Consider the following 12,915-nt stretch of genomic DNA (forward strand, 5'->3'; position numbering starts at 1 on the left):
TTTTTTCAGGACGTTACAAATCAAAAATTAACAATTTTCGATTACACTTTTTACCACGCGAATTACATTTGGCATTGCTGTGTTTGCTGCATTTAATACATCTTCGTGCGAAACATCAAATGAAATTTCTGGTCCTCCTAAATCAGTAATAATAGATAAACAGAAAACGCGCATATCCATGTGACGAGCAACAATAACTTCAGGAACTGTACTCATCCCAACACAATCTCCACCAATAAAACGTACCAATCCGTATTCTGATGGCGTTTCAAAAGTTGGTCCTTGTAATCCTACATAAACTCCTTGATGAACAAAAATATCATTCGCTTTTGCAAATTCTGCTGCTTCGTTCAACATTTCTCTGTCATATGCTTTTGACATATCCACAAAACGAGGTCCTAATTCGTCGATATTTTTTCCACGTAAAGGATGTTCTGGCATCATATTGATATGATCTTTTACCAAACAAATATCTCCAACACTAAAACTTGGGTTAACACCTCCAGAAGCATTCGATAAAACAACTTTCTTAATTCCTAATCCATTGAAAACACGCATTGGGAACGTTACTTCTTCCATCGAATATCCTTCGTAATAATGAAAACGACCAGCCATCATCAAAACTTTTTTTCCTAAAATAGTTCCGTATACTAAATGACCTTTGTGCCCTTCTACTGTTACTTGAGGAAAGTTTGGTATATCTTTGTAGCTAATAACAACTTTATTTTCTACTTCGTCTTCTAATTTTCCTAATCCAGACCCTAACACAATTACAAATTCTGGTTGATCTGGCAATAAATTATTGATGTACTTTACAGCCTCATTAATTCTGTCCAACATACTCTAAAACAGTTTGATTAAATTTTTCTTTATCGTTAATATCGATACTAATCGGAATGTAGTATAAATCGTCTTTTATCATGGATTCTTCCATCAAACGCATATAATCTTTCTCTGTTGTCATGATAATTTTATCAAAACGTTTTCTACCTTCCGTATCTTCGTATCGTTTGTAAATATACTCAATTTCTGATTGACTAAAATTATGATGATCTGGATATTCTAAATGCAAGACATTTGCAAAGTTTTCTTCCGCAAATTTTACCAAACCATCTGTTTTTGCAATTCCTGTAACTAAAATAACATTCAGATTTTTCCAAGTCGATTTCTCAACATTATCCAATTTCCCAATCAATTTGTTATCATAAACAATTTTCGAGAAAAATAATTGCTGATGAGATCTTAACTTAATCTTTTTCGAAATTTCTTTGTGCTTTTCTTCAGATATTCTGTCTGGACATTTCGTTACAATAACAATATCTGCACGACGAACTCCACTTCTACTCTCTCTCAAATCACCTGCTGGCAATAAAAAATCTTTGTAATATGGATTATTGTAATCAGTCAACAAAATATTGAAACCAGCTTTTATCCCACGATGTTGATAGGCATCATCTAACAAAATTGCTTCTGCATTGTAATGATCAATTAATTTTTGCGCACCAAAAGCTCTGTCTTCGCAAACCGCAATCAAAATTCTGTTCTTGAAACGTTGAAAAAACTGCATTGGTTCATCTCCAATATCATAAACTTTGGATGAATAATTTGCAATCAAAAAACCTTTTGTTTTTCGTCCATATCCTCTACTCAATGTTGCAATTAATTTTTCGTCTTTCAACAAATCAATTAAATACATAATATGAGGTGACTTTCCCGTTCCACCAACGGACAGGTTTCCAACATTAACAATTGGAATTTTGAAGGATGAAGAACGCATCATTCCTATATTGTAAAACAGATTTCGAACCGAAGTTCCAATCCAATATAAACCAGAAAATGGAAGTAAAAATCTACGCCAATTCATTTTTATTTTTAATATTAAGCGAAAATACTATTTTCAATTTTAATTCTAAAAAAAGAAACACTTCATTTCTTTATTCAGCGAAAAAAAACCTATTCTATCGGAACAGGTTTTTAATTATTTATTAATCGTATAATTTATTCAATTCGTTGGCATAACTCGTTTTATCTTCTATCTTCCAACCATAGGTTTTTGCAAGGAAATACAAATCGCCAAGATTTTGAATTAATTGTTGATGTGCTTCTTGTTTTAGTTTGGTTTGATCAACCGTTTTTTCTACATGCTCTACTGCACGTTTCTTAATTCCGTTCAAATCATCTTTAGTAAATTTATTGAAAACACTTTGATCCATGTCATAAAAACTAACATCTGGATACACTTGGATTTCAACTGGAGGAATAGATTTGATGATAATTTTTTTATTCACCGAATCCAATTCAATATCCATTTTTTTCAAATCATACGTTGCTTGCGCTTTGGCTTTCACCAAAAGTGTCACCTTTTTATCCGCAGAAAAAATATCTGTTAAACCTGGTAATGATTTTTTTGACGTGTGATTGTATAAATCTGAATATGTTTGTTCAGCAACAATCATTTTATTCATTCGTTCGATTTGATACGCAATCACATGAGATTGTTCGCTATAGCTTTCAGATTTGAATTTATCCATGATGAAATATGTTATCATCACACCAAAAATAAAGGCTACAACGACAAGAATTATTTTCTTTAAATTATTCATTTGCATAATTTGGAGTCAGTGGCGTACCATTCACAATCTGTGCCAAATCTTCTTCTAAATAGCTAGAAACTGGAGATTCTACAATTCTACCAACTTCTTCTTTTTTATTATTATATACGATAATTGTCGGAACGTGCGTCACATTTTTATTAATTTCTTCTCCGTTGAAACTTTTCTTTTGACGATTTACACCAATCACTTTCAAACGATTTTGAGGAAATTTAATATCATCTAAAATTTTGTACAGACGCGGCAATTCACGACGAGAATCTGGACACCAAGTTCCTACAAAAACTTCCAAACGATAATTGCGTAAATCTTTTAAACCTTTCAATTTACTTCTTTCAACTTCGTATGTGTCATATTCTTGATGGTACCAATCCTTAAAATCATCTTCTTCCAACGCTTTTCTAGTGAATTCTCCCGTCAACATTTTCTTCCCATTTTCAGCTGTAATCGTACGATTCAACACTTTATTTTGAGCAAACGATTGCGTAGAAAATCCCAACATTGTAACGAGTGCAATTGCCAATATTTTTTTCATTGTATTTTTAGTTTATAGATTAAATGTATAAATAATTATGAAATGATTTGTCCATTTTCAACTTTAATTGAGCCTATTTCAAAAGTCGCTAATTGATTCAATAAAGGATAATTTTTAGTTGTTCCTTTATAAACTTGTTTTTCAGCATCAATTTCAAGATGACCAATAAATTTTCGTAAATCACCAATTTCAATAATTTTCGCGATTTGCTCTACCGAATTATTTTCTTCGTTGTATTCATCTTCAAAATAAATACCCAAATCAACAACAGAAGAATTTTCTCCATTTTGAATTTGAACATTATGAATCACAATATCCAAATATTTTTGCCCATTTTGAGGAATCGATAAATACTCATCAAACGGAAAATTTTCTTGTGTAGCTAAAGCATTCAGTCCTGCTAAAATAGCCAATGCATTGTATTTTCTTGTTGCATTTCGTTGATAATCATTTGGAAAATGTCCCGCTTCAAATAATACGCAAGGATAACCCATTTTTGTAAAATTATCTCCGGTTGACATCGGATAAAACTCTGATGTATAACGACCTACATGACCAGAAATCACTTTTTGTAATTCAGTATTCATTGCTTGAATAATTCCCATTGTTTTTTCGCGAACTTCATTTATATCTTCTTCAACATTGTAAGAAGGCGCCAAAAAAGAAAGCGTTGCAGGTTTCGCTGTTTGTCCAACATTGAAAATGGTACGTTGATCATGCAAATTGAATAAGGTTTGATAATTTCCTTTTTCTACTTGATCTAACAAAACGTGAATTTCTGTTGATTCTTTTGCTAAAAAATCACGGTTAATATCAATTCCAACCGCATTTCTGCGTGTGTTGAAATTCGCGCCATCAGGATTTAACATCGGAATAAAATCAATCGTCAATTTAGATAAAATGGTTTGAGCTAATTCAGATTTTTGTTCAAAAAAATTAATCACATCAAACATTGCACGCGTTCCAGAAGATTCGTTTCCGTGCATTTGAGACCAAATTAATAAACGTTTTTCTCCAGTTCCGAAACTTAATTTATAAATCTCATTTCCTAAAAAAGATGTTCCAATTTGTTCTTTTTGAGTTGATTTTAATGAAAAATATTGATTTAAAGCTTCAAAATTTAACCATTTCGAATTAAAACCTTCTTGTCTGAAAATTGAATATTCTTTCTCTAATTGATGAATATCAAACATATTTATTATGTTATACATTTATAATTTCTATGTTATAAATTTTGATTATCAAAATAAATAAAACTATCAATTCGAGTGAAATTCGTTTAGAATTTTGTATCGAGAATAAGGTTTTTGAAGATAAAATTCATCTTAATTCTCGATACAATTTTTAAAAATAAACTTTCTAAAAATCACTCGAATTGACGAATTTTAATCCAAAATATACAACATTATTATTTATATTAAATTGATTTCTTGAAAGTTTTGCGACGTTTGTGATTTACAGGATCATAAGCTTTCCATAAAACTTGAATACTTTCATTGTCCGCTAATTCAGGGTTTGTTTCCAAAAATTTGATCCCGTTGTTTCTAAACGTATCAAACATTGCATTAAAAATCAATGCTGTAACTCCCTTTCCTTGAAATTTTGGATCAATTCCAATCAAATAAAATTGAGCAGAATCATTATTTTTACTTGCTCGCATCAAATGCCACCAACCAAAAGGAAAAATTTTACCTTTCGCTTTTTGCATCGCTTTCGAGTAAGAAGGCATCGTAATTGCAAACGAAACCATTTTTCCTTCTTCATCAACAATACAGTTCACAAAATCTGGATTGATAAACGAAATATATTTCTTTTTGTAATATTCAATTTGGTAATCTGCAATTGGCACATAAGTATCCAATTCGCTGTAAGTTTTATCTAACAAATCGAACATTTCGTCTACATACGGAATAATTTCTGAAGTTTTTGTAAACTTCAATTCTCGTAATTTGTAACGTTCACGAATAATTTTATTAAATTTGATAACCTTTTCTGGCAATTCTGTAGGTGCAGCCAATTCATATTCCACCCACTCATTAGCCGTTTCAAAACCTAATGATTCTAAGTGTTGCGCATAGTACGGAAAATTATATAAACCAACCATTGTAGCCAATTTATCATATCCGAAAGTTAGCAAACCTGCCTTTTCTAAATTCGAAAAACCAACTGGTCCCTCTATATATTTTAATTGATTTTCTTTACCTATTTCCGCAACTTTTGCCAAAAGTACTTTCGTGACTTCGATATCATCAATCATATCAAACCAGCCGAAACGCATTTTACGTTTTTGTTGATTATTGACTTCTTGCCAATTAATAATTGCCGCAACACGTCCCACAATCTTACCCTCTTTTTCGGCAAGAAAATAACGCGCTTCAGCATCTTTAAAAACGGGATTTTTAGAAACATCTAATGTTTCCTTCTCCTCATTAATAAAGGGTGGAACGTAATATTGATTATCCTTATACAAATTCATCGGAAACTTAATAAATGCTTCCAAATCGTGTTTTGATTGTACTTCTAATATGCGAATACTCATAGCTTACAAAGGTAATGAGTTTTGTAATTTCAATTCAAAATTTTTTGAGCAAAATGTCAGCTTTTGTTCATTTTTTATATGATTTAATACAGAACTCTGCCAAAAAACCGACTTTTCTGCTATTTTTGTCTCTATTCACTTATTGGAATACTTTTTGAATTTTGAATGAATATTAAAATTGATTAAAAAATAAAATAGAAATAGATGACAGGTTATTACATTATTATTGGACTGTTTATGTTGATTAGTTGGTTTGTTAGCAACCGACTTCAAAGTAAATTTAAATATTATTCGAAAGTACATTTGGCAAATGGAATGTCAGGAAAAGAGATAGCTGAGAAAATGCTTTCTGACAATAACATTCATGATGTACGTGTTATCTCTACTTCTGGACAATTAACAGATCATTACAATCCTGCTGATAAAACGGTAAACTTATCGGAAGTTGTTTACCACGAACGAAATGCTGCAGCGGCGGCTGTTGCAGCGCACGAATGTGGACATGCTGTACAACATGCTGTAGGTTACAATATGTTGCAATTACGCTCGAAAATGGTTCCGATGGTAAACGTTGCATCGCGTTTAAATCAATGGATTTTGATGTTAGGATTAATCGTGATGGCTTCATCTAAAAATGCAACTTTATTGTGGATTGGTATTTTCTTATTTGCGGTAACAACAGTTTTCGCATTTGTTACTTTACCTGTAGAATACGACGCTTCCAACCGTGCATTAGCTTGGTTAAAAGGAAACAATATGGTAATGCCAAACGAATATGAAGGCGCAAAAGATTCATTAAAATGGGCTGCAAGAACTTATGTAGTAGCGGCGATTGGTTCTTTAGCACAATTGCTTTACTTCGTTATGATGGCAATGGGCGGACGACGAGATTAAAACTTGATTATTATAGAATTAAAAAATCCCTTCAAAGCATTTTGAAGGGATTTTTTAATTTCTTTTTTATTTACTTTTTATCGTATAATTTATTGTATAAATCTTGATATTTAGCTAGCACATTTTTACGTTTCAATTTTAATGTTGGCGTTAATAATCCATCATCAATTGTCCATTCATCAGGTGTTAATTCGAACTTTTTTATTTGTTCCCAATGTCCCAAACCTTTATTCATTTTTTCAATTTCACGACCTATAATATCTAAAATTGCAGGTTCTTTAATCAAATCTGCATTCGTTGCAGGCTCAGCAATTCCTTTGATGTGTAAATAATCTTTCAATACTTGGAAATTAGGTTGAATAATTGCACAAGGCATTTTCTCTCCTTCTCCAACAACCATTACTTGCTCAATAAAACGAGATTGTTTGAATTTATTTTCGATGATTTGCGGCGCGATATATTTACCTCCAGAAGTTTTGAACATCTCTTTTTTACGATCAGTAATTTTAAGTAAACCTCTTTCAAGAACTCCAATATCACCCGTTTTGAAATAACCATCTGGCGTAAATGCTTCAGCAGTTTTTTCAGGATCTTTGTAGTAACCTTGTGTAACGTTAGGACCTTTGACTAAAATCTCTCCGTCTTCTGCAATTTTAACCTCTATTCCTTTTAGTGGAGCACCAACAGTTCCAATTCCGAAACCGTCTTTCTTCATACAATTCACCGATATAACTGGAGAAGTTTCCGTCAAACCATAACCTTCTAAAATAGGAATTCCAGCACCCCAAAAAATATGATTCAAACGCGCTGCTAAAGGCGCAGAACCCGAAACCATACATACTAAATTACCACCAACACCTTCTTTCCATTTACTGAAAACCAAACTTTTTGCGATAGAATGTTTCAACCCAAATAATCCACCTTTTGGATTGTAAGGATCGTAATCTTCAACAAGGCTTAAAGCCCACATAAAAATTTTCGTTTTAAGACCTCCTGCAGAAGCACCTGTATTGTAAATTTTATCGTAAACTTTTTCAACTAATCGTGGTACAACCGTCATTACATGCGGTTTCACCTCTTTCATATTATCTCCTAATTTATCAATGCTTTCTGCATACCAAATTCCTATACTCAAATATTGATACAAATAAATCAACATACGTTCGAAAACGTGATTAATCGGAAGAAAACTCAAGGCAATCGCATGATTTGGAAAATCTGGAATGCGATCAACGGACATTAAAACATCAGAAACGATATTTTCGTGTGTTAATACAACACCCTTCGGACGTCCTGTTGTTCCAGAAGTATAAATCAAAGTCGCCATATCAGATGGCTTTATCATCTCTTTGATACTATCTACTTCATGTTGCGTTGAATTATCTTCACCCAAATCTAAAATCTCTTTATAATTTGGAACTCCAGCAATTTCATCAAAACTATAAATCCCAACCAATGTTGACACTTTATCTTTTACAGCTACAACTGTATCATATAAACCTTTATCAGAAACAATGATAAATTTACATTCAGCATTGTTTAAGATATAATCAAAATCGTCTTCGGAAAGTGTTGGATATAATGGAACGGAAATCGCACCAACTTGCTGAATACCGATGTCACAGATGTTCCATTCGGTACGATTAGTTGAAGTGACTATTGCAATTTTATCTTGTGGCTTGATTCCTAATTGTAATAATCCTCGACTAAATGCATTTGCTTTGCCAACGTATTCTTGCGTAGATGTTTTCACCCAAGTTCCGTTCACTTTAGACACCAATGCATCTTCTCGAGGATTATTTTCTAATTGATTTTGTGGAAAATCAAATAATCTTTTTATTTCCATGGTTTTGAATAATTTTCTTAGTCGCAAAATACTAATAAAAAAATTATAATGCAAGCATATAAAATTATTTTTAGTGTAAATATTACACCAATAAAAACATGGAAATTTTATTAATTTAAGACTTATTCTTCGTCATCTAACAAAGACATTTCTTGATCATAAAAATCTAAAGCGTCTTCGATTAAATTAGCAATTTCAGTATTAAATTCTTCGTTATCTTCTTCTTCAGAAATATCTTCAAACCACTCGATATCGTCAGTTTCTACGTCTAATAAAAAACGAGGATAATCTGTATGTAAAATAAAGATTTTGTCTGGCATTGTAGAGTTATCAGCCAATAAAAATTTTGGTAATTCCATTTTATATGTTTTTTAATTTATCTTCTAAAATTATTTCTGCATTAGGATTTTCCCTAATCATTTTCTTCGTTTGACGATTGTAACGAATCATCAAAAACACTGCCGAAGCTGTTAATCCAGTTCCTAAACCAATCCACATTCCAAATGCTCGCATTTCAAATACAATTGCCAAGACTACACCAATAGGAATTGCGATTAACCAATATGATATAAATGTTAGAATTGAAGGAATTTTGACATCGGTCATTCCTCTCAATGCACCTAATAATACCAATTGTACGCCATCTGACATTTGGAAAAGTGACGCAATAATTAATAAGGATGCAGCTAAATTGATAACATCTGGATTGTCTAAATAAATTGTTGGTAACTGATAACGGAAAATAATAAACAAAATTCCACACAAAATCATAAATGATAAAACCATTAAAATACAAGACCAACCTGCCTCTCTTAAGGTTTTATAATCTTTTAAACCTAATTGATTTCCAATACGAACCGTTGCTGCAACTCCAATTCCTGTACACATCATAAAAGTTGTGGAAGCTAAATTTATTGCTATTTGATGCGCCGCTAAATTTACTTTTGCTAATTCTTGATCTGCAATAGAGTTTGTAAATGTATAACCGCAAACAAAGGCTGCCAGAGAGAACGCACTCATTTCAAAGAAAGAAGTTAAAGCTGTAGGAATACCAATTCCTGCAATTTTTCTGAAAATTACTTTCTGAAAATTACTTACCTTAAATTGAACTTCTTGCAAAACTGATTTCGTTTTCTTAAAATTAACCAATACAATAATTAAGAAAATCATCATCACCGAACGCGCAACGAATGTTCCCCAGGCTGCACCAGCGACTTCTAAACGTGGGAATCCCCAATTCCCATAAATCCAACCATAGTTTAACGTAATATTAATCACGTTACTCAAAACAGTTGCAATTGTAACAGGAATAGTTAAAGATAACCCTTCTGATAATTGACGAAACGTTTGGAAAATCATCAATGGAATCATCGAAAATGTCATAATCGTTAGATATGGAATACATTTTTCCACTACATCAGCGGGTTGTCCCATGTAGAACATCAGAGGTTTTAGGAATGTAATCAATAAAAATAAACCGATTGATAAAGTAATATTCAAGACCAAACTGTGCGAAAAATAATTTGCAGCCATTTTTTTATCACCTTTCGAATCTTCTGCCGCAATCAATGGTGACAACGCAAAACTAAATCCGAAAGCAAATACTAACACTGCAAAAAACAATGAATTTCCTAAAGAAGCTGCTGCTAGAGCTGTTTTACCCAAAACCTCATCTTCTATATTATCATATTTTCCACCTAAACCACCAACCATAATGTTATCAATAATGTTGACAGAAATTTGTCCCATTTGAGTAATCATTACAGGAAATGCTAATTTGATATTACGCCTTATATGTTCTTTTAATTTCAATTTATTCTTTATTTACGATTACAAAGATACAGCAAAGGTTTTGCTTCTACATTTAGAAATTATAAAGGAATATTAATTTTTACAAAAGTATTTTATAACTATATTGCATCCTATACCACATCAAAAAAAAATTTTAATATGACCCTACAAGAATTTAAAAATAGTTTAGATTTACCTTTAATCACTTCACCTATGTTTCTTGTTTCTCGAACTGAATTAGTTGTAGAAGCATGTAAAAATGGAGTATGTGGAACTTTTCCTTCTTTGAATGGAAGAACTTCCGAAGATTTTGAACAAATGTTAATTGATATCACTTCTCAATTAAAACAATTTGAAGAAGAAACAGGTAAAAAAGCGGCTCCATTTGGAGTGAATTTAATCGTTAATAAAACAAATCCTCGTCTCGAAGGTGATTTAGCTTTATGTGCAAAATATAAAGTACCGCTTATTATTACGTCACTTGGCGCTGTAAAACAAGTTGTAGATGCAGTTCATAGTTATGGAGGCTTGGTTTTTCATGATGTGATCAAAAAACGTCATGCGGAAAAAGCTGCTGAAGCAGGTGTAGACGGAATTATTGCTGTAGCTTCTGGTGCTGGTGGACATGCTGGTACTGCTAATCCTTTTGCTTTGATTGATGACATTCGTACTTTTTACGATGGTTGTTTAATTTTAGCAGGTGCGATGAACAACGGAAACGATATCTTAGCAGCTGAAAATATGGGTGCTGATTTTGCATACATCGGAACTCGTTTTATTGCGACAAAAGAAGCGTCTGCAGATCAAGATTATAAAACAATGTTAGTCGATTGTACTTTCGAAGATGTGATTTATACAGATGGAATTTCTGGTGTAAATGCAAATTTCTTGAAACCAAGTATTATTCATTCTGGAATTGATTTAGACGAAAAGAAAGAAGAAGATTTTTCGAAATTAATTGGAGGAGATGGACACAAAGCATGGAAAGACATTTGGTCTGCTGGACACGGAGTTTCTGGAATTCATGATATTATTTCAACCGAAGAATTAATCAATCGAATGAAAAATGAATATAAATGTGCATTAGAACAAAATGTCCAGAAATTAAATAATTTGAAATTTTAAACTTAATAATGAAAACTACTCAAGAACTCATCGAATTAATTTCTCTCAAAAAACTAGAAGAAAATTTATTCGAAGGGAAAAGTTCTTTTATGGGAAGTCCAAATGTTTTTGGAGGACAAGTTGTAAGTCAAGCTTTACATGCAGCATATCAAACTGTTCCTGCAGATCGTTTTTGTCATTCCCTTCACTCCTACTTTATTTTACCTGGACATTTAGAAAAATCTATCTATTTTGAAGTAGCAAATCTTCGTGATGGAGGAAGTTTTAGTACGCGTGTTGTCACAGTAAAGCAAGATAGTGTTCCTATTTTTGTGATGGCTTGTTCATTTCAATTGAAACAAGAAGGTTACGAACATCAAGAGGAAATGCCTGTTGTAACGCCTCCTGAAGAATTAATGAGTTGGAACGATGTCGCAGAACAATTTGGTTCGGTTTTACCAAAATCAATTATGCGATTTGTCTTAGCAGAACGCCCATTAGATTTTAAACCTGTTGAATTTGTCAATCCTTTTGATAAAAAAGATTATCCAAATTTCAGTAATGTTTGGTTAACTTTTAATGATGTTCCAAAAGATTTACCTTTACCAATTATACAGCAATTAATTGCGTATAGCTCTGATTACAATTTGTTATCAACAGCGATAAAACCACATGCTTCTAAAGCTCATTTTGGAAATACGCAAATGGCAAGTTTAGATCATTCCATTTGGTTTCACAGAGAACCAAATTTACATGATTGGATATTAGTTAATGTTGAATCTCCAAGTGCAAATGACACAAGAGGTTTTACACGAGGAAATTTATTCAATCGTTCTGGTGAACTAATTTGTAGCGTTGCACAAGAAGGTTTAATCAGACCAATCATTAAAGATAAATAATGAAAAAAGCTAGCCAATTGGTTAGCTTTCTTATTTGAATCTATTTTTTAATTTGATTTTACTATCTTTAATAAAACAATTAAGATGAACAAAGAAAAACCTTTGAGCGAATTATCATTAGAAAAATTAAATGAAAAAAGAAAAAAAGTTAACAAACTAAATATTAGCATTCAAATCCCATTATTACTTATAGCAGTCATTCTATTAATTCTGAAAATGACAAACAAATATGATATCAATGTAACATTCGTTATTTTATTATCATGTTCTGTAACTTTTATTCCTCTTATAACAGGTTTAGCAAAAATAAATGCAGAAATCAATACCAGAAAAAAAGCAAATCAATAGATTAATTTTTTCGTCACTTAAATTCTACTTCGTTTATATTAATTACTTCAAATAAAGTTTCTAAATAATTTATTCTGTAATCATTTATTTCAACAATAGACTTTTCTAAAATAAACAAATCATCTTTATCAATATTCACACTTTTAAACAACTCGTTTTCTTTAGCATGAATTTTATAATATGTATTGTTTATTAAATTTTTAAAAATCAAATTTCTTCTCGATATAAATACAAAAAAATTGTTAGAAAAAAAATTCGTTACAAACCAATTATGATTAAAATTTGAATGATGATTAATAATAGATATAATATCATCCTTATAGTTATATAACCGGTAGTGCATTTGT

13 protein-coding genes are annotated in these 12,915 nt (G+C 31.6%); 4 read left to right on the forward strand and 9 right to left on the reverse strand.

The window, feature by feature from the left end; all coding sequences use genetic code 11:
- Nucleotides 1-27 precede the first annotated feature (27 nt).
- The 6 genes from B4G36_RS07650 to B4G36_RS07675 all read right to left on the reverse strand — a co-directional run bounded on the left by B4G36_RS07650 (nt 28) and on the right by B4G36_RS07675 (nt 5,686).
- Entirely contained in the window at nt 28-840 is an 813-nt protein-coding gene (locus tag B4G36_RS07650; protein WP_291063128.1) for a purine-nucleoside phosphorylase, read from the reverse strand.
- Nucleotides 824-1,864: a tetraacyldisaccharide 4'-kinase gene (lpxK, locus tag B4G36_RS07655; protein ID WP_291063130.1), complete on the reverse strand. Its 1,041-nt coding sequence runs from the start codon at nt 1,862-1,864 to the stop codon at nt 824-826. The genes B4G36_RS07650 and lpxK overlap by 17 nt, the downstream gene beginning before the upstream one ends.
- Nucleotides 1,865-1,985: 121 nt before the next feature.
- A complete protein-coding gene (locus B4G36_RS07660) occupies nt 1,986-2,609 on the reverse strand; it encodes a DUF4230 domain-containing protein (RefSeq protein WP_291063132.1) in 624 nt (207 codons plus the stop codon).
- A complete protein-coding gene (locus B4G36_RS07665) occupies nt 2,596-3,147 on the reverse strand; it encodes a TlpA family protein disulfide reductase (protein ID WP_291063134.1) in 552 nt (183 codons plus the stop codon). The genes B4G36_RS07660 and B4G36_RS07665 overlap by 14 nt, the downstream gene beginning before the upstream one ends.
- A 35-nt stretch (nt 3,148-3,182) precedes the next feature.
- The gene (locus B4G36_RS07670) at nt 3,183-4,358 is read right to left on the reverse strand and encodes a M14 family zinc carboxypeptidase (protein ID WP_291063136.1); all 1,176 of its coding nucleotides are present in this window, start codon (nt 4,356-4,358) and stop codon (nt 3,183-3,185) included.
- Between the two features lie 206 nt (nt 4,359-4,564).
- Entirely contained in the window at nt 4,565-5,686 is a 1,122-nt protein-coding gene (locus tag B4G36_RS07675; RefSeq protein ID WP_291063138.1) for a GNAT family N-acetyltransferase, read from the reverse strand.
- A gap of 204 nt (nt 5,687-5,890) precedes the next feature.
- On the opposite strand from B4G36_RS07675, the gene B4G36_RS07680 reads away from it, so the two are divergent.
- The gene (locus B4G36_RS07680) at nt 5,891-6,580 is read left to right on the forward strand and encodes a zinc metallopeptidase (RefSeq protein ID WP_291063140.1); all 690 of its coding nucleotides are present in this window, start codon (nt 5,891-5,893) and stop codon (nt 6,578-6,580) included.
- Between the two features lie 70 nt (nt 6,581-6,650).
- Here B4G36_RS07680 and B4G36_RS07685 read toward each other — a convergent pair whose 3' ends face one another.
- The 3 genes from B4G36_RS07685 to B4G36_RS07695 form a co-directional block, all read right to left on the reverse strand.
- On the reverse strand, nt 6,651-8,426 hold the full coding sequence (locus tag B4G36_RS07685; protein ID WP_291063142.1) for an AMP-dependent synthetase/ligase: 1,776 nt from the start codon (nt 8,424-8,426) through the stop codon (nt 6,651-6,653).
- Between the two features lie 122 nt (nt 8,427-8,548).
- Nucleotides 8,549-8,785 (reverse strand): hypothetical protein, encoded by a 237-nt coding sequence (locus B4G36_RS07690; RefSeq protein WP_038336082.1) that lies wholly within the window; start codon nt 8,783-8,785, stop codon nt 8,549-8,551.
- Between the two features lies 1 nt (nt 8,786).
- Nucleotides 8,787-10,238, reverse strand: coding sequence for an MATE family efflux transporter (locus tag B4G36_RS07695; RefSeq protein WP_291063144.1), 1,452 nt, complete (start codon nt 10,236-10,238; stop codon nt 8,787-8,789).
- 138 nt (nt 10,239-10,376) lie between these two features.
- Between B4G36_RS07695 and B4G36_RS07700 the strand changes: the two genes are divergently transcribed.
- The 3 genes from B4G36_RS07700 to B4G36_RS07710 all read left to right on the forward strand — a co-directional run bounded on the left by B4G36_RS07700 (nt 10,377) and on the right by B4G36_RS07710 (nt 12,568).
- On the forward strand, nt 10,377-11,342 hold the full coding sequence (locus B4G36_RS07700) for an NAD(P)H-dependent flavin oxidoreductase (RefSeq protein ID WP_221855838.1): 966 nt from the start codon (nt 10,377-10,379) through the stop codon (nt 11,340-11,342).
- 8 nt (nt 11,343-11,350) lie between these two features.
- Nucleotides 11,351-12,220, forward strand: coding sequence for an acyl-CoA thioesterase (locus B4G36_RS07705; protein WP_221855840.1), 870 nt, complete (start codon nt 11,351-11,353; stop codon nt 12,218-12,220).
- A gap of 84 nt (nt 12,221-12,304) precedes the next feature.
- Nucleotides 12,305-12,568 (forward strand): hypothetical protein, encoded by a 264-nt coding sequence (locus B4G36_RS07710; RefSeq protein WP_221855842.1) that lies wholly within the window; start codon nt 12,305-12,307, stop codon nt 12,566-12,568.
- Nucleotides 12,569-12,915: the final 347 nt, after the last annotated feature.

The sequence above is a fragment of the Empedobacter sp. UBA3239 genome (assembly GCF_002362875.1).
In the GTDB taxonomy this organism is placed as follows: Bacteria; Bacteroidota; Bacteroidia; order Flavobacteriales; family Weeksellaceae; genus Empedobacter; species Empedobacter falsenii_B.